Origin of the sequence: Sphingomonas hankookensis (genome assembly GCF_001619955.1) — a bacterium.
In the GTDB taxonomy this organism is placed as follows: domain Bacteria; phylum Pseudomonadota; class Alphaproteobacteria; order Sphingomonadales; family Sphingomonadaceae; genus Sphingomonas; species Sphingomonas hankookensis_A.
The window spans coordinates 51,686-68,555 of sequence record NZ_LQQO01000001.1 but is presented as its reverse complement, the minus strand read 5'-3'; the positions used below and the strand labels follow the sequence as shown (position 1 = coordinate 68,555).

General features: G+C 68.5%; 19 protein-coding genes, 1 tRNA gene and 1 pseudogene. 13 read left to right on the top strand and 8 right to left on the bottom strand.

From position 1 onward, the window contains the following. Positions 1-2 precede the first annotated feature (2 nt). From AVT10_RS00380 to AVT10_RS00360, 5 genes are read right to left on the bottom strand one after another with little or no spacing between them, the layout of a single operon-like run. Positions 3-1,154 (bottom strand): efflux RND transporter periplasmic adaptor subunit, encoded by a 1,152-nt coding sequence (locus AVT10_RS00380; RefSeq protein WP_066686818.1) that lies wholly within the window; start codon positions 1,152-1,154, stop codon positions 3-5. Continuing rightward, positions 1,151-2,416, bottom strand: coding sequence for a TolC family protein (locus AVT10_RS00375; protein WP_066686815.1), 1,266 nt, complete (start codon positions 2,414-2,416; stop codon positions 1,151-1,153). The genes AVT10_RS00380 and AVT10_RS00375 overlap by 4 nt, the downstream gene beginning before the upstream one ends. Positions 2,417-2,470: 54 nt before the next feature. Beyond that, entirely contained in the window at positions 2,471-2,797 is a 327-nt protein-coding gene (locus tag AVT10_RS00370; RefSeq protein WP_066686811.1) for a hypothetical protein, read from the bottom strand. 56 nt (positions 2,798-2,853) lie between these two features. Continuing rightward, a complete protein-coding gene (locus AVT10_RS00365; RefSeq protein ID WP_084401239.1) occupies positions 2,854-3,219 on the bottom strand; it encodes a DUF3703 domain-containing protein in 366 nt (121 codons plus the stop codon). Beyond that, positions 3,219-3,866, bottom strand: a complete 648-nt coding sequence (locus AVT10_RS00360; RefSeq protein WP_066686809.1) for a cation transporter — start codon at positions 3,864-3,866, stop codon at positions 3,219-3,221. The genes AVT10_RS00365 and AVT10_RS00360 overlap by 1 nt, the downstream gene beginning before the upstream one ends. Before the next feature lie 69 nt (positions 3,867-3,935). On the opposite strand from AVT10_RS00360, the gene AVT10_RS00355 reads away from it, so the two are divergent. From AVT10_RS00355 to AVT10_RS00340, 4 genes are all read left to right on the top strand, one after another. Further along, on the top strand, positions 3,936-4,355 hold the full coding sequence (locus AVT10_RS00355) for a MerR family transcriptional regulator (RefSeq protein ID WP_425475056.1): 420 nt from the start codon (positions 3,936-3,938) through the stop codon (positions 4,353-4,355). A gap of 75 nt (positions 4,356-4,430) precedes the next feature. Next, entirely contained in the window at positions 4,431-5,426 is a 996-nt protein-coding gene (locus AVT10_RS00350) for an ABC-three component system protein (protein ID WP_126012584.1), read from the top strand. Further along, positions 5,414-5,920: an ABC-three component system middle component 2 gene (locus AVT10_RS00345; RefSeq protein WP_198158465.1), complete on the top strand. Its 507-nt coding sequence runs from the start codon at positions 5,414-5,416 to the stop codon at positions 5,918-5,920. Before AVT10_RS00350 ends, AVT10_RS00345 begins: the two co-directional genes overlap by 13 nt. Then, positions 5,920-7,755, top strand: a complete 1,836-nt coding sequence (locus AVT10_RS00340; protein WP_066686802.1) for a hypothetical protein — start codon at positions 5,920-5,922, stop codon at positions 7,753-7,755. Before AVT10_RS00345 ends, AVT10_RS00340 begins: the two co-directional genes overlap by 1 nt. A 265-nt stretch (positions 7,756-8,020) precedes the next feature. On the opposite strand, the gene AVT10_RS00335 is transcribed toward AVT10_RS00340, so the two are convergent. After that, positions 8,021-8,341 carry an ArsR/SmtB family transcription factor gene (locus tag AVT10_RS00335; RefSeq protein WP_232307842.1) on the bottom strand — a complete coding sequence of 107 codons (321 nt, stop codon included), beginning with the start codon at positions 8,339-8,341 and terminating at the stop codon, positions 8,021-8,023. Positions 8,342-8,557: 216 nt separating this feature from the next. Here AVT10_RS00335 and AVT10_RS18450 point away from each other — a divergent pair, with 216 nt between their 5' ends. From AVT10_RS18450 to AVT10_RS18640, 7 genes and pseudogenes are all read left to right on the top strand, one after another. Continuing rightward, positions 8,558-9,295 (top strand): hypothetical protein, encoded by a 738-nt coding sequence (locus AVT10_RS18450; protein ID WP_198158464.1) that lies wholly within the window; start codon positions 8,558-8,560, stop codon positions 9,293-9,295. Between the two features lie 66 nt (positions 9,296-9,361). Further along, positions 9,362-10,243 carry a 3'-5' exonuclease gene (locus tag AVT10_RS00325; RefSeq protein WP_084401166.1) on the top strand — a complete coding sequence of 294 codons (882 nt, stop codon included), beginning with the start codon at positions 9,362-9,364 and terminating at the stop codon, positions 10,241-10,243. Next, positions 10,240-10,932 (top strand): hypothetical protein, encoded by a 693-nt coding sequence (locus AVT10_RS00320; RefSeq protein WP_066686792.1) that lies wholly within the window; start codon positions 10,240-10,242, stop codon positions 10,930-10,932. Before AVT10_RS00325 ends, AVT10_RS00320 begins: the two co-directional genes overlap by 4 nt. Then, positions 10,929-11,819 carry an ATP-binding protein gene (locus AVT10_RS00315; protein ID WP_066686790.1) on the top strand — a complete coding sequence of 297 codons (891 nt, stop codon included), beginning with the start codon at positions 10,929-10,931 and terminating at the stop codon, positions 11,817-11,819. Before AVT10_RS00320 ends, AVT10_RS00315 begins: the two co-directional genes overlap by 4 nt. 14 nt (positions 11,820-11,833) lie before the next feature. Next, the gene (locus tag AVT10_RS00310; RefSeq protein ID WP_164523810.1) at positions 11,834-12,502 is read left to right on the top strand and encodes a multiubiquitin domain-containing protein; all 669 of its coding nucleotides are present in this window, start codon (positions 11,834-11,836) and stop codon (positions 12,500-12,502) included. Beyond that, a pseudogene (locus AVT10_RS18890) lies at positions 12,477-12,866 on the top strand (DUF6791 domain-containing protein); the annotation flags it as partial. The gene AVT10_RS00310 and the pseudogene AVT10_RS18890, both read left to right, overlap by 26 nt. Beyond that, entirely contained in the window at positions 12,785-13,663 is an 879-nt protein-coding gene (locus AVT10_RS18640; protein WP_443018140.1) for a ThiF family adenylyltransferase, read from the top strand. The pseudogene AVT10_RS18890 and the gene AVT10_RS18640, both read left to right, overlap by 82 nt. Before the next feature lie 121 nt (positions 13,664-13,784). Here the strand turns inward: AVT10_RS18640 and AVT10_RS00295 are convergent. Together AVT10_RS00295 and folK are read right to left on the bottom strand one after the other, a co-directional pair. Then, positions 13,785-13,860 (bottom strand) — tRNA-Lys (locus tag AVT10_RS00295). Positions 13,861-13,875: 15 nt separating this feature from the next. Beyond that, on the bottom strand, positions 13,876-14,352 hold the full coding sequence (gene folK, locus AVT10_RS00290; RefSeq protein ID WP_066686780.1) for a 2-amino-4-hydroxy-6-hydroxymethyldihydropteridine diphosphokinase: 477 nt from the start codon (positions 14,350-14,352) through the stop codon (positions 13,876-13,878). Positions 14,353-14,374: 22 nt separating this feature from the next. Between folK and AVT10_RS00285 the strand changes: the two genes are divergently transcribed. Both AVT10_RS00285 and AVT10_RS00280 read left to right on the top strand, forming a co-directional pair. After that, positions 14,375-15,037 (top strand): uracil-DNA glycosylase, encoded by a 663-nt coding sequence (locus AVT10_RS00285; protein WP_066686777.1) that lies wholly within the window; start codon positions 14,375-14,377, stop codon positions 15,035-15,037. A gap of 61 nt (positions 15,038-15,098) precedes the next feature. Next, positions 15,099-16,868: a DUF885 domain-containing protein gene (locus AVT10_RS00280; protein ID WP_066686774.1), complete on the top strand. Its 1,770-nt coding sequence runs from the start codon at positions 15,099-15,101 to the stop codon at positions 16,866-16,868. Positions 16,869-16,870: the final 2 nt, after the last annotated feature.

The window sequence follows — 16,870 nt, the reverse complement described above, 5'->3', positions numbered from 1 at the left end:
GCTCAGTCCTCATGGCTCGCCTCGCCCTTTCCGAGCTCGGCCTTGAGGGTGAAGGAGTTGGTGGACGCGATGCGTTCGTCACCGTTGAGACCGGCCGTGACTATGACCTGGCCGCCGTTGCGACGGCCGAGCGTCACCGGCACCGCCTTGAAGCCGGTCGCGGTGCGCACGAAGACGTGCGGCTTGTCCTCGATCATCTGGACGGCGGCCGACGGCACGGCGACGGTCCGGTCGCCGCCTGCCGGCACGATGACGGACGCGTTGACGGTCTCGCCCACGCGCCAGGTGTTGCCGCCGTTGTCGAGCGTGGCGATGACCGGCACCAGCCGGGTGGTCTCGTCGAGGACCGGCGACACGAACGTGACCCGTGCGGCCTGCCGACGCCCGGGACCTGTGACCTCGACCTGCGCGCCGGGCTGCACGCGCCCGGCATCCGCCGGCAGCAGCGACATCGCGACCGATACCTTCGACAGGTTGGCGATGCGGAACAGCTCCGCGTCCGCCGCCACGGTCTGGCCGAGGGTGGCCGACCGGGCGATGACCTGCCCGGAGATGGGCGAGCGCACGGTGACGCGGTTGAGCGCCCCTCCGCCGCCGCCGGTTGCGGCGAGCTGCTGCTGCGCGAGGCGGAGCGCGATGTTGGCCTCGGTCGCCGCCGTGCGGGCGGCAATCAGGTCCTGCTCGGGCGAGACGCGCTCGGCGAACAGACGCTGCTCGCGCCGGAGGTTGGACTGTGCCAGTGCCGCCCGGGCGCGCGCCGCCTCGATCTCGCCCTTCAGCGATGCCGCCTCGCGGCTCTCGATCACGGCGAGCACGTCGCCGCGTCCGACGGATTGCCCAAGGTTCCTGGTCAGCGATACGAGCCGCCCGCCGATCGCGGCGGACGCGACCTGCACGCCCTGCGGATCGCCCTCGATCGTGGCGCTCACCTCGATGGCGCCGGCGACGCCGCCGACCGTCGGCCGGACGACCTCGATGCCCGCGTCGGTGATCTGCTGCTGGGTGAGCGTGACCACGCCCTCCTCGGCGTGGCCTTCCTCGGCCGCGTGCTCGCCGGCGGCGTTCTCCGCCGGCGCTTCGGTGCCGCCGCCGCAGCCGGCGAGCGTCAGTGCTAGGGTCGCGGGGACGAGCGCCCGCAGGATGGTCTTCTTCATGGCTGGACTTCCGTGTTGGCTGGCGCGCGGGCGGTGAGCCGCTCCAGGCGCGCCTCGGCGTCGTGATAGGCGGCGAGCGCGTCGATGGCGGCCGAGCGGGTCTGGGCGAGCGTGCGCTCCGCCTCGAGCAGGTCGAGCTGGCCGAACTTGCCCTCGCGGTAACCGATGCGGGCGATGCGGGCGGCCTCCTGAGCCGCCGCGAGCGCCGGGCCGTTTGCCGCTCGCGCGTTCGCCTCCGCGTTGGCGAGGTCGGTCTCCGCCGTGGCGATCGCCCGCTGCGCGTCGAACAGCGCGACCCGCCGCAGCGCCTCGGCCTGGTCCCGTTCTGCGCGGGCGGCGTCGACGCCGGCGCGGCCGTTGTTGAACAACGGGATCGGCACGCTGACGCCGAATACCGCCGCCACGTCGTTGGTGGCCTCCAGCCGGCGGGCACCTGCGCTCAGCGTGAGGTCCGGGACCCGCTGGCTGCGCGCCAACCGCACCTGCGCATTGGCGGTCGCGACCTCCGCCTCCGCCGCGGCCAGGGCAAGCGTCCCTTCCGGACTGATGGGAAGCCGCGGGCCGAGGCCGGCGGCGACCCTGTCGAACCAGCCGAGATCGAGGGCGCCGGGGTCGCGCACGATCAGCCGTGCCAGGTTGGCGCGCGCGAGTGTCACCGCCCGCTCGGCCTGGGCGAGCGCGGTGTCCGCGTTGATGCGAGCGACGTCGGCGCGCTGCTCCTCCAGTGGGGAGGCCCGGCCGGCGCGGACGCGCACGTTCGCCGCCCTCAGTCCCTCGGTGGCGATGCGCCGCTGGTCGCGCGCGATCAGCAGCCGGCGTTCGGACGCCACCGCCTCGTTGTAGGCCTGGGTGACGCGGAGCCTGAGATCGGCACGGGCCGTCACCACCGCCAGTCGGGCACGGGCGGTCTGCGTGTCCGCCACTGCGATCCGCGCGGAGCGCTTGCCGCCGAGCTCCAGCGGCAGCGACATGCCGACGGTCGTCTCGGCGCCGCGGATGCCGCTGTATGCGCCCGTGCCGACGACGTTCTCGACCTCCACGTTGACCGAGGGGTTGGGCCGCTGCCCGGCGACGCGGCGCTGGGCCTCGGCGGCCCTGACCCCGGCGTCCGCTGCCCCGATCCCCGGCGCATTGGCGCCTGCGAGGTCGAGCGCCTGTTCAAGCGTGAGCCCATCCTGCGCGGCTGCCGGTGGACTGGTCTGCGCCTGCGCGGACGATGCGCAGACGGATGCGGCCAGCGCGGCCGCGATGATGCGATGCATGTGTTGCTCCTGACGTGGGATGACGGCCGCCGGGTTCCGGCGGCGCGGCGCACGTCAGGCGATCGGCGGTCTCAGCGTGGAGTCGGCCTGGACCATCGCGAGTTCGGCGCTGTCGCCGGCCATGTGCTCGCCCGCGCTCGCTCGCGGGGCGGCGTGCGCCACCCGGTCGAGCGGGGCGGCGACGTGGTGGCCGTGGCAGCCACCGTGGTGATGCGGGTAGCCCTTCTCGGAATCGGCGGGCACCTGGTCGGCATCGCCATCGACGTGACCGGCGACCGCGGCCGCTTCGACACCCGGGATGCACATCTGCTCGTTCGCGTGCGCGGCCACGCCCAGCCCCATGAAGGCTAGGAGCGCGAGGCCGATCAGGAAGCGCAGCATGCGTGACACGAGGGACCGCATAGCATCGTCTGACCGGCGTGTCAGCGACGGAGCGGTCACGGTTTCGGCTCCGCTTCGATCGTGGCACGCAGGTCTGCGGGGATCGGCATGGGCTGGAACGCGCTGACGTTGGAGCGGCCCGTGTTGCCGACCGGTATCCGACCCGTCAGCGAGCCGATCGGCGCCAGGGCCAGCCGCAGCGTCTGGCCCGCGACTTCGCGCAGGTCGCGCTGGCGAACGGCATAGCCGAGCAAGGTCCAGTGCACCCGCAGGTGCAGCGGAAGATCGGGTTGCGAAAGGATGTGGGCACGTTCCAGCGCCCACCAGGCGGCGCCGATGTCGCCGATGGCGGCCGAGGCGTCGTGTCGCTCGAGTTCAAGCCCGACGAGTTCGCGCAGTCTCGACTTGACGAGGTCCGTCATCATGCTGCTCCCCTCTGTAGGATCTGGGCGCGACGCTCGCGGCTCAGCTCGGCGCGCGCCTGCCGGATGATCTGGACGCCGCCCGAGATGCCGAGCGTGGCCATGGTCCCGGCGACGAGCAGGTCCGGCCAGGCAGTGCCGGTGCCGAACACGCCGGCGGCGGCGAGGACGACGGCGACGTTGCCGATGGCGTCGTTGCGCGAGCAGATCCAGACGGAGCGCATGTTCGCGTCGCCCGTCCGGTAGCGGTAGAGCATCATCGCGACGGCGGCGTTGGCGACTAGGGCGGCCACGCCGACCACGCCCATCACCTCGGCCTCGGGCGTGCCGCCGTGCCCGACCGCCCAGGCCGTCGTGGCGAACACGTACATGCCGAGCAGCGCCAGTGTGCCGCCCTTCAGCAGGGCCGCGCGGGCTCGCCAGGCGAGCGCCATGCCCGCGACCCCGAGGCTGATCGCATAGTTCGCGGCGTCGCCCAGGAAGTCGAGCGCGTCCGCCTGCAGCGCCTTCGAGCCGCCCGCGACGCCCGCCGCCATCTCGGCGACGAACATGGTCGCGTTCACGGCGAGCGCGATCCAGAGCGCGCGGCGCCACGACGGGCTGTTGTTGGGGTCGGGCTTCCCCGACGCGCAGCTGCTGCAGGCCATTTCCACCTCGTGCGACTCGACGTGGATGGGTATATGGACCCTGTAGCAACTATAGACTCAAGGGGTTTCGTGGCCGACCTGACGATCGGACGACTGGCCGCCGCGACCGGTGTGAAGGTGGAGACGATTCGCTACTACGAGCGGGCGGGCCTGATCGCGCCGCCGGCCAGGACGGGCGGCAACTACCGCTCGTACTCAACGGGCGATCTCGACAGGCTGCGCTTCATCCGGAAGACGCGGGACCTAGGCTTCACGCTCGAGGAGATCAGGGCGATGCTGGACCTGGCGCGCCAACGGGACCGTTCGTGCGACACAATCGATGCCATCGCGTCGAAGCACCTGGCCGACGTGGATCGCAAGATCGCCGACCTGCGCGGCCTGCGACGCGAGCTCTCCGCCATCATCTCGAACTGCGCGGGTGGCACGGTGGGCGACTGCCGCATCCTGGAGGCGTTCGGCGACGAGAGACTTCGCGACAACGCAAGCTAGCTCATCGTTCGTCGGATCAGATGCACCGGCACGACATCCTTGCCGGGTGCGCGACGCCGCCGCTATGCCATGTCGATGGGATTCCACCGCGAGATTCTGGCGCTCGAAGACGAGGACTTGGAACGGTTCGTCCGCGACTGGATCGCGCGGAAGACGTCGGACTATGTCGAGGTCCAGCGATTCTCCGGCGCGGGCGACCTGGGTCGCGACATCGTCGGCTTCCTGACCGATCGACGTCACGAGGGGCCATGGCACAACTATCAGTGCAAGCAGTATGGGCGGACCTTGGCGACGTCGTCAGCGCTGCTCGAGCTGGGCAAGATCCTGTATCATAGCGATAGCGGCGAATTCACGCCGCCGACCGCCTACTTCTTCGTCGCCCCACGCGGGATGGGCCGGGATCTGGAGAAACTGGTCTTCAATCCATCCGAGTTGCGCACGGCGCTGATCGACCGCTGGAACGCGGTTTGCGCCAAGAAGATCGTGACCGGGCAGACCATCGCGCTGGAGGGGTCGCTGCTGGCGCTCGTCAACGCGTTCGACTTCGGCCAGGTCAAGCGGCTGACGGTCGACGACATCCTGGGCGACGAGACTGCGGCGCCCGTGCTGGCGAAGTGGTTCGGCGCAGACCCCGGCCCCGCGCCCCGCGGTATCGTGCCGTTGGACGTGGACGTCCGCGAACAGCTGTATCTCGGCCAGCTCATCGACGCGTATGGCGAGCGCGCCGGATCGCCGTTCGACGATCACGTCGCCGTGGGGGATCATCCCGAATTCGGCGAGCACTTGCAGGATCAGCGCAAGCGGTTCTTCGAAGCCGACGCCTTCAACCGGTTCTACAGGGACAACACGCTGGAGGAGGATCTCGAGGCCCTTCACGACGATGTCTATCACGGCGTCAGCGGCCATTATCGCGGCAATCATGGCGACACGCTCGGGCGGATCGACGCCGTGATGTCGCAGGCGGCCGCCGTGACGCCCGGCGGACTGCTCGCGCGGCACGCGCGGGTCCCGGTGAAGCAGGGCTTCTGCCATCACTTCGCCAACGACGGGAAGTTCGTGTGGAAGAGGTGATCGACCGGTCCGAGGTGATCGGGCTTTTCAACAGCAAGCTCGAGACGGGCACCCGTGCGGTCATCGTGCTGGATGCGGCCTATCCACGGACGCTCGACCTCGCCCGGCTGACCTGGTTCGACCACCTGGTCGTTCACACGGGAGACGCGGGCGGGCCGCCGAGCCTGCACCCTCCGTTGCCTGAGCGGACCGGGGAGCTGCTCGTCCGCCGAAGGCTTGTCGAGGACAGTCTCACGCTCATGCGGCGCGTCCACCTCGTCGACGCTGTCGCAGACGAACATGGCGTCTCGTTCCGCGCGAGCGACGAGGCGGCGCCGTTCGTCAGCCTGATGCGCACCGAATACGCCCAAGCCTTGAAGACTTGCGCGAAGTGGCTCGTCGACCACTTCGCCGATCTGTCCGCCGAGGAATTGGCGCGGCAGGTGGAGCATCGGCTGGACAGGTGGTCGGTCGAGTTCAGCTCGGACGGCGCCCAACCTAGCGGTGGATCCTGATGACGATCGTGATCCGCAAGATCGCCTTCTCGGGTCCGGGCATCGTCTCCGAACTCGACTTCGCCGATGGGCTCAACCTCGTCTACGGCGCTTCGAACACGGGCAAGTCCTTCGCCACCAAGGCGATTGACTACATGCTGGGCGGCTCGCGGCTGCTGCCGGACATCAGCGAGCGACGCCCGTATGAGCGGGTCTGGCTAGGCCTGTCGACACCAGACGGCGACGAGATGCTGTCGCGCGCACTGGCTGGCGGGAACTTCGCCGTCCGCCCAGGCCTGGCCGTTCCGCAGGATGGTGCGGACGATGTCCGCGTCCTCGGCGCCAAGCACGATCACACTGACGACGCGAACCTATCGCAGTTCCTGTTGGGTCAGGTCGGTCTGCGCGGGAAGCGGATCGCGGTCGACGCGAACGGGAAGAAGCGGTCGCTCAGCTTCCGCGATATCTCGCGCTTTTGCATCGTCGACGAGACGACGATCCAGAGCGAGGGTTCGCCCATTCAGACCGGAAGCCCGGTCACCCAGACGGCGGAGCGCAGCGCCTTCAAGCTGCTGCTGACCGGGATCGACGACAGCGCGATCGTCGAAGTGGTGGACAGCCGCACGTTCAAGTCATCGACCTCGGCACAGATCGAGATGCTGGACGACATGCTCGCGGCCGTCGACGCGGAGATCGAGAACGGGTTCGCCGATGCGGACGAGCTGAAGGAGCAGAACGACCGCCTCGAGGCGACGTTCGTCGCTGCTCAGGCCGATCTCGATGCGGCTCAGGGTTCCATCCGGGACCTGCTCGAACGCAAGCGGCGACTGGGGTTGGAGGTCTCGATGGCCACGGCCCGCCTCGACGACATCGACCTGAGCCTTGAGCGGTTTGCGCAGCTCGATTCGGTTTATGTGTCCGACATCCAGCGCCTTGAGGCGCTGGACGAGGCGGGGTTCCTGCTGACGCTTGGCGGCGGGCGGGACTGTCCCCTCTGCGGGGCTGCGCCCGACAGCCAGCATCATCATGAGGAGGTCGGTGACGTCGAGCGGGTGCGCGCCGCGGCAGCTGCCGAAGCCGCGAAGATCGTCAGGCAGCGCGCTGATCTGGCGAGCACGATGGCTCAGCTGGTTACGGATCGGCTGAGGCTGGTCGACCATCTGCCTACCGTTCGAGAAAGCCTTCAGGATACTGAGGCACAGCTGGAGCGCCTGACGCCGGGCGCCACCGAGGCTCGTCGCGCCATGTCCGAGATCATGGAGGTGCGTGACCAGGTCAGGCGTGGCCTGGCGCTGCTCGATCAGCGGAAGTCGCTTCTGGAACGCCGCGCCGAGATTGCGGCGCGCAAGCCTGCAGGCAAGGCGGATCGCCCCCGGATAGGGGTCGATGGTCCGACGGTGCACGAGTTCGCCCAAGTCGTCAGCCAGGTCCTGAGCGCCTGGAATTTTCCCGGCGACCGCCACGTGTCGTTCGACGAGGCGAGCTACGATCTGCGTATCGACGGGAAGTTGCGAGGTCATAACGGAAAGGGCGTGCGTGCCATCACGCACGCCGCGTTCAAGGTGGCGCTGCTGGTATTCTGCAAGGAGCGCGGGCTGCCGCATCCTGGCTTCCTGGTGCTCGATACGCCGCTGCTCACCTACCGCGATCCGATCGGTGACGATGCGTTGACGGAGGACGAGCGTGCTCTGGTCGCCTCATCGCTCAAGCAGCACTTCTTCAGCCATCTCGCATCGTTGAAGGAAATGGGTCAGTTCATCGTCGTCGAGAACGTGGACCCGCCCGCTGGCCTAGAAGCAGGCGCTAAGGTCATCGTGTTTCGAGGGGGGTCGAGCGGACGCGCGGGCCTGCTCTAGCAGAGCGTGATTAGGTCATTATGCAGGCCTAGAAGCTGCGCGCAGCACAAGGGCTACGCCTATCTATCCGATGCCGAGTTCGACGCGCTCGCACGAACGCCACTGGCTGAGTCGCGCCGGATTTACGATCGGGTCGAGACGAGCGCCAACTGGGTCGCAGGCTTGGTGGCTGCCGGCCTTGTCACGTTCGCCGCTTGGGAATCGGGTGCCATCGATGCGCTGTGCCGCGCGCTTCTACTGATCGCATGTAGGTGAAGTCGCCGGCTCAGGCCTTGGGCTTGCCGCCGTCGTAGGTGATCGATGGCGCACCACGCTGAACGCAGCAGTCGCTCACGAGGAACGTCGCAAGGTCGCGCACAGGTCCTGGCTCCGCTTTGTAGATTACGTTGCGGCCGGCCTTGGTCGATGAGACTAGCCCTGCGCGCGAGAGAATGGTCAGATGGACGGACATGGTGCTGGCGGGCGTCCCAATCCGCTCCGCAAGCCCGCCGGCGGAGAGACCGTCCGGCATCGCGCGCGACAGGTGGGTGAAGACCTCCAGACGGGTCGGCTGCGCCAGCGCGCTCATCACCTCGATCGCTTTCATCTTTTCCACTCCACTAGAATAGTCGAAGCGTCAGCCGCTGCAAGCGCTCATGATCCGGCCGGCGGTGATTTCCACGCCGTTAACCACCAAAATACATTTCGGCATTCCTAGAAGGATTGAAATGATTGGGATTGGTTCTACATTGATCCGGTCCGATCATTGGTCGCCGTGATCGGGCGGGTCTGCGTCAGGTCCATCGGCGACGGGAGCAAGGCCATGAACGCCATGACTCTGAATGCGAAATACCAGACCGTCCCCGCATCGACCGCAGGCACCTCGGTCGAGTATCTGGACCCCCTGGATGCGGACGAAAGCTCCGACGCCGTGGTGACGACCTCCCGCCGGGCCCTGACCCGCGTGGCGCTGGTCGCCGCCGAGGCGGGCGCGCGGTTCCAGCGCGAAGGTATCGGCCACGATCCGATGGCGTGGATGTTGGCGCCCCGCCGCCTCTTCCGCGGATCGGCAGCGCTGGAGGCTTGCCTCGACCGGGACAACTGCCTGCGCGCCGTTCTGCTGCACGGCCTGTCGATCGGCCTCGATGCGGCGCCGGCGCGTATCGACGCCATCCTCGCCGACGGCCTCGGCGAGGATGACTTCGGCGGCCCTTGGTCCGGCGGCGCCCGCGGCGACGTTTCGGGCGGCGCGCCGGGCGCTCCGCGGCTGCGTCTCTATAGCGCGGTCGTCGTGATCGCTCGCGGTGGGGAGCTGCTCCACGCCTTCCACGCTTCGCTGGCGCCGTCGGCCGCCGTGGTTCGCGAGCGCATCCGCGCGCGGTTCGGGTCCGCGGCTGCTGCGCAGGCCGAGATCCGCGTCGGGTTCGATCCGGAATGCCCGGCGACGATCGGAATGGTGCCGCCTGCGGTGGTCGACACCCTGATCGCGGTGGGCCGGCGGCGGCGGCGCGCGAGCTTCGAGGGCCTGGACATCACGGTCGAGCAGCGCCTCCCCTCCTGATCCTCGCCACGGCGCCCCCAGCGCCGACCGCTCAGCAACCTATCCCAACCGAAATGGAGACAGACCATGACGTTCTCGAACGTCGGGCGCGAACTCGCGCCCGCGGAAGACGGCGATTCGTCCGTTCGCCTCCTGCACAGGCTCGACGTGCAGGAGGGGCCGACCGGCGACGGCATCGCCAAGGGTCCGCATGTCGGACTGGTGCTCGACGTGGAGACCACGGGCCTCGACGTCGAACGCGACGCCATCATCGAACTTGCGATGCGCCGGTTCAGGTATGACGATCAGGGCGTCATCACCCACATCGACCGCGCCTACGAATGGACCGAGGACCCGGGAAAGCCGATCCCGCCGGAGATCGCGATGCTGACCGGCCTTCGCGACGAGGACGTCGCCGGTCAGATCATCGACGACGAGGCTGCGGTTCGCCTGCTGCGATCGGCCACCATCGTGATCGCCCACCACAGTAGGTTCGACCGTCGCTGGGTCGAGCGTCGGCTCGAGGGGGCACAGGGTCTCGCCTGGGCCTGCACCATGGAGCAGGTCGACTGGCGCAGCCGTGGCTTCGATGGTCGGAGCCTCGGCTTCCTGCTCTGTCAGGCAGGATGGTTCCACGACGGCCACCGGGCGGGCGCCGACGTGGATGCGGTGATCCAGCTCCTTCGTCACCCGTTCGAGGACGGCCGGACCGCGCTCGCCGATCTGCTCGAGCGTTCCGCAAGCCCGAGCTGGGTGGTGCGCGCCGTGGGTGCGGACTTCTCGGTCAAGGATCTGCTCCGGTCGCGCGGATACCGTTGGGACCCCGCCCGCAAGACCTGGTGGACCGAGGTCACCGACGACGAGCGCGGGCGCGAGGAGTTCTGGCTGGCGGCCAACGTCTATTCGACTTCGGCGAGGGCGCTCGGGCCGACGTTCGAGGAGATCTCGGCCACGACGAGGTTCCTGTGACCGCCGCCGGCCACCGCCGCGACCGCCGCGCCGCGGACCGCACGGCGCTGCTCGTCGAAGCGCCCGACGTCGGCGCGGGCTGCTGGCCCGCCGTCGACGCGGAAGCGGGATCGGTGCTGCTCGTCCGACGCGTTGCGCCGGATGCCGGGCGGCGCGACGCCATCTGGGACGCCCATCTCGATCCCCGGTCGGCCCGCGAGGTCTTCGACTGGATGACGAGGCGACCCGATCAGTGGTCGTTGTGGGCGCGCCTGGCGTTCCTGTTCGGCGACCAGGCCGTCTCCGCCATCGTGGTCGAGGGCGCTCGCCGCGATGCGGATGAGGCCGCGGTGCAGGAGGAGACCGCGCGGCTCGAGGCCGAGGAGCGCCGCCGGCTGCACGAGCGCATCGAGCTCTTCATCCTCGATCCCAAGAACCAGCGCCCCGGCCTGTCGCTGGAAAGCGGGGACGAGGACAAGCCGTTCTTTGTCATGCGCTTTTCCGAGAAGTGGGAGCGCGAGCGCGTGCTGGACTGGATGCGCTGGCAGAGGCCGCGCTTCGCCGAGTTTCGCACCCTGGTCGCGGCCGAGGGGGCGGTCGCGCTCGAACGCGTGGTCATCGCCGGCATGCGACAGACGGAGGCGGACGTGAAGCGCCGCGGCCTGGGCTCAGGCGGCCGCCGCCCGCTCAGGTTCTGGAGGGGCGAATGAACGCGGCCGCTCCCGACGGCGGCCCGTTGGCCGTCGGCCTGCCTGCGCAACGCCCCTTCGAAGGGCCGGCGTCGGTCCTCGTGGCGCAGGGCTTCACGCCCGACGCGATGCTGCTGGGCCTGGACGCGGCGCTTCCGCTGTGTGGCGGCGGGGACAGAATCCGCAGGCGGCTGACCGCGGACCTGGGCTTCGGCTGGCAGTCGTCTCTGCGCGGCGTGATCGACCGCGCGGTATTGCGGCAGGAGGCGACCGGGGCCGACTGGCTGACGCTTCCCCCGCTGATGCTGAGCGGTCCTGCGGGGGTCGGACGCACGCACGTCGCGCGCCGGATCGCGAGCCAGGCCGAGTTGCCGCATGTCGGCGTGACGGTCGGCGGAGCGTTCGGTATCGAGCAGCTGCGGCCGACCGCATGCGGGCCGGACCTGATACTGCCGTCGGCGCCTGTTCTCGCCATGGCCGTGTCGCGCTGCGCCAACCCCATCGTCAGCGTCTGCGGTATCGACGATCTCGATGCGGCCGGGCAGACCGATCTGGCGCGTATGATCGATCCCGCGACGGCGGAACGGTGGGTGGATTATGCCTGCGGTGCGACCGTCGACCTGCGTCACGTGAACTGGATGATCCAGGTGCAGGAACCGGCGGCGCTAACGCCGACGCTGCTGCGCCTGCTTGAGCCGGTTCCCCTCCGCTTCCCGGAAGATCAGGACGTCCCGCTTCACCTCGTCGAGATCTTGGCCGAAGCGGCCGTCGATCATGGCGTTGTCGATCGCGTCGGCGGGCTCGCCGAGGACGGACTGGCTTACCTCGCGCGCCTTCGCGGCGAGCGGTCCGTCGCGAGGATCTACGCCGACGCATGCCAGTGGCTCGATGCCCAATTCCAACAATGAGGAAGGAGATCGACATGGACGACAATGATGGTTTCGAGATCGATGTGGACGGCAGGGCGCAGTCGGTGAGCTCGGCGGAAGTGACCGCCGCGCAGCTGCTGGCCCTGTCTGGCGTGGGGGACGGGATCGTGATCAGGGTTGACGGTGGGCGCGCCGCCCATGTCGCACCCGATCAGCCGGTGCTGATCCAGGCGGACGTGCGTCCCGCCTTCCGCACCTTCCGCGATGGAACGCTCCGTCACCTGCGCGTCGCCGGGTTGGGGTGGGACTGGGGCGATCCGGCGATCACCGAGACGGACGTTCGGCGGATCGGGGGCATCGGCGAGGACGTCGAACTCTACCTCGACGGCGGCGAAACCTCGCTGCGTCGGGGCTCGGTCATCGACCTGACGACACCGTGGCCGCCGCAGGTCGAGGCTCGCGACGCGCTGCCGGACCGCGCTTCCGTGCCCGTGGTTATCAACGGCAGGACCGTATTGCTCGATCGTCCCGACGTCACGTTCGAGGACCTCGTCGGGTTGGCCTTTCCGGGCACCGACCTGACGACGGCGTCGAGCAGGGCGTTGACCGTCACCTATCGCCGCGGCCCGCCCGACAGGCCGGAGGGCTCGCTGCTCTCGCAGGAGGCGATCACCGCGCGTCGGGGTGAGGTCTTCAATGTCAGCGCCACGAACAAGTCGTAGCCCCGATCTGCAGCGCCTAGTCGACGATGGCTACGAACTGGCCATCGTCGCCGGGTATCTGGTCGTGCGCGACGTGCCTTACGTGGATCGGTATCGGCGGGTTCGGCGGGGCCAGCTCGTGTCGACGCTGGATCTCGCCGGCGATCGGACTATTGCGCCCCGCGACCATCAGGCCTGGTTCACCGGGGCGCTGCCCTGCGACCGCGAAGGAAGGCCGCTCGTCAACATGGTCCATGCCCGCGAGCAGCGGCGCGATCTGGGCGGCGGGCTCCTGGTCGATCACTGGCTCTGCAGCAAGCCGATCGGGCGCGAGTTCGTCGACTATTACGAGAAGATGGTGACCTTCGTCCATCAGATCTCGAGCCATGCGGTCGCGCTCGATCCGTCCGCCACCGCCCGCACCGGCCGCATCGTCGCCGCGGATGGATCGGAATCCCCTTCCACTACGTCGACACGGCAACTTCTCGAAGCGGCATCGGCAATCTTTCAGACCGACTGGCCGGCCAGGTCATCGGCATCGTGGGACTGGGCGGCACCGGCGGGTATGTGCTCGACTTCCTCAGCAAGACGCCGGTCGCCCGCATCCATCTGTTCGACGACGACCTGTTCCTGCAGCACAACGCGTTCAGGGCTCCCGGCGCCGTCCCGCTTGCGGCCCTCGCGGAAAGGCGCGCGAAGGTCGATCACTTCGACAGGATCTATTCTGCCCTTCATCGCGGCGTCGTGCCCCACCGGGTCAGGATGGGTCCGGCGACGATGCGGCTGCTGGACAATCTCGACTTCGTGTTCCTGTGCTCGGACGATCCGACGGGCAAGCGCCAACTCGTCGAGCGGCTTGAGGATCGCGGGATCAGCTTCATCGACGTCGGCATGGGGCTGCAGGCTGGAGAACACGGCCTGACCGGGATCGTTCGGACGACGGCCAGCACGCCGGCCATGCGGGACCATGTCTGGGACCGGTCGAGGATCCCCATGGCTGCCGACGACGGAGTCGATCCTTATGCCACCAACATCCAGGTGGTCGAGTTGAACGCCCTAAACGCTGCGCTGGCGATCATTCGGTGGAAGCGGCTGTCGGGCTTCTACGTCGACACCGAGGCCGAGCACTTCTCGACCTACGCCATCGACGGCAATCACATCACGAACGGCGATCAGGCATAGGCGTCCGGCCGAATGCCGCGCCTTGATCTCGAGCACGGTTTCGCTCACTCTGATCCAGCCGTGTCACTAAAAGCGCCGTTGTGACAGTGTTATCGCGCCGCAGCGCCCGGCGGCGCGGAGGTGGTGAGCCCGTCGGGATTCGAACCCGAGACCTACAGATTAAAAGTCCGTTGCTCTACCAACTGAGCTACGGGCCCACGAAGCCCCCGCCCCTAGTCCCGCGGACGAGCGCGGTCAACCAGTTGGTGCAGCTGTCGGATCGTGCGACCGCTGACCGGATCGCGCCAGTCCGGCGCCACGTCGCGCAGCGGGCGCAGGACGAACAGGCGCTCTCGAAACGCGATATGCGGCACGCACAGGCCCCGGCTATGCCATCGGCCGCCCGACCACAGGACGATGTCAAGGTCGATGACCCGCGATCCCCAGCGTCGCCCACGCCGCCGCCCGAAGCTGCGCTCGATCCCCTTCAACTGCGCGAGCATATCGGGCGGCGACAGCGACGTATCCAACAACAGCACGGTATTGGCATAGCGGCGCAGCGACGGGCCGATAGGCGCGCTGGCCATGATCGGCGCGACCGCGCGGACCCCGTCGAGCGCAGCGACGGCGGCGCGCACTTCGGCGACCGGGCCGCCATGCCGCCCCGGCCGGTTCGAACCGATCGCAATCGCATAGGTTGAGGTCGCCATCGGCTGCGCCTATCGGCTGGCGATGGAAATCGCTACCCCCGCCCTCGCCGCGACCGAACCCTCGCGCGACTGCCCGTTCTGCCCCCGCCTCGTCCAACTGCGCGAAAGTCTCCGGATCGAGCATCCGGCTTGGTGGAACGCCCCGGTCGCACCGCTGGCGGATGCCGACCCATGGCTGGCGATCATCGGCCTTGCGCCCGGCATGCAAGGCGCCAACCGTACCGGACGCCCCTTCACCGGCGACCGATCCGGGCCGCTGTTCTGGGACACGCTGATCGCCACTGGCCTCGCCGAAGGAAGCTATACCGGCAAGGTCGACGACACGCCTGCGCCCAAGGGGATCGCCATCGTCAACGCCGTCCGCTGCCTGCCGCCTGAGAACAAGCCAACGCCGGAGGAAATCCGCACCTGCCGGCCGTTCCTCGACGCCGATCTGGCGGCGATGCCCTCACTCCGCGTCGTCATCGCGTTGGGTGCGATCGCTCACCAGTCGGCGGTGAAGGTACTGGGCGGCCGCCTGCCAAAGGCACGGTTCGCGCACCTGGCCGAACACACGATGCCGAGCGGCGTCACGCTGATCGATAGCTATCACTGCTCGCGCTACAACCAGAATACCGGGCGGCTGACACCGGAAATGTTCGCTGAGGTCTTTGCCCGCGCGATCGAACTGCGCGGTGCCGACTGAATCCGCTTGTACCGTGCCGGAAGCGCGATAGCCTGCGCCAACGACCTTGGGGGAATATCAAATGTACCGTCGCCATTTCGTTGCGCTGATGGCGCTCGCGCCGCTTGCCGGCAGTTTTCCGGCACTGGCGCAAAGCGGGCCGGCGGGCGACTTCGCGCGTCTGTCGAAGCGGTATCTCGACGGTATGGCGCGGCTGCATCCGGGCTATGCCACGGCGCTCGGCAACCACGACTATGACGATCAGGTTGAGGATCTGTCCGCCGTCGGTCGCGCGCGCGATGCCGCCTTCCTGCGTGCGACGCTGGCCGAACTGGCGGCGATTCCCCGCGCGTCGCTGTCGCGTGACGACCAGGTCGATGCCGCGCTGCTCGACAACGACCTGCGCTATCAGTTGTGGACGCTGGAGGTGCTGCAACCCTTCGCGTGGGACCCGCAGGGTGCCGCCGGCACCATTTCCGGCGGGCTCTACGCGCTGGCAGCCCGCGACTTCGCCCCATGGCCGCAGCGGCTGCGCTCCGCGACGAAGCGGATGGAGCAGGTGCCGGTGATGTTCGCCCAGATGCGCGAGAGCATCGTGCCGGCGCGCGTGCCGGCGATCTATGCGACCACCGTCGCGAAGCAGAATGCCGGCGTGCTCCAGATCGTCGACACGATGCTGGCCCCGCACCGCGCAACGCTCAGCCGTGCCGATCGCGCGCGGTTCGACCGCGCCGTCGCCACGCTGAAGACCGCGACCGCCGAGCAGCAGCGCTGGCTCGACACGGTCCTGGTCCCCGCCGCCAAAGGAGAGTTCCGCCTCAGCCCCGAGCTGTACGACCAGAAGGTAAAGTTCGCGCTGCTCTCCCCGCTGTCGCGGACCGAGATCAAGGCGCGCGCGGTGAAGGCCGCCGCCGAAACCCGCGCGGAAATGTATGGCCTTGCCCGGCTCGTCCTGCGCGGCCGGCCCAAGGCACCGGTGACGCCCGCCCGCCCGACCCCGGCGCAACAGCAAAAGGCGATCGAGGCCGCGCTGGAAATGAGCTACGCCCGGCGTCCCAACCGGTCGGGCGTGATGGCGAAGGCGCGCTCGACGCTCGAACAGGCGACCGCTTTCGTCCGCGAGAAAAGGCTCGTTCGCGTGCCGACCACCCCGGTGCAGATCATCGAGATGCCGAAGTTCCAGCAGGGCGTCGCCGTCGCCTATTGCGACAGCCCCGGTCCGCTCGAAAAGCATCTCGGCACCTTCTACGCCGTGTCGCCGATCCCAGCCGACTGGACCGAAGCGCAGACGACCTCGTTCCTGCGCGAATATAACGACTACATGATCCACGACCTGTCGATCCATGAGGCGATGCCGGGCCATTACCTCCAGATTGCGCACAGCAATGAAAACAAGTCGGTTTTGCGCGCGGTGCTGTCGTCGGGACCGTTCGTCGAAGGCTGGGCGGTCTATGCCGAACGGATGATGGCGGATGCCGATTACCTGGACGGCGATCCCCTGTTCAAGCTGACCGTGCTCAAGATGCGGATGCGCTCGATCACCAACACGCTGCTCGACATCGGCATCCATACCGAGGGGCTGACCGAGGCGCAGGCGATGAAGCTAATGATGGAAGGTGCCTTCCAGCAGGAGCGCGAGGCTGCCGGCAAATGGACCCGCGCCCGGCTGGGGTCGACGCAGCTGCTCAGCTATTTCGTCGGCTATAGCGAGCATATGGACATGCGCCGCGAGGCGGAGCGCCGCGCGGGCAGCAAGTTCGACCTGATGCGCTACAACGACGCCGCCATCTCGTACGGATCGCCGCCGGTGCGGTTCGTGCGGGCGCTGATGTTCGGCGAGGCGATCGCGTAAGA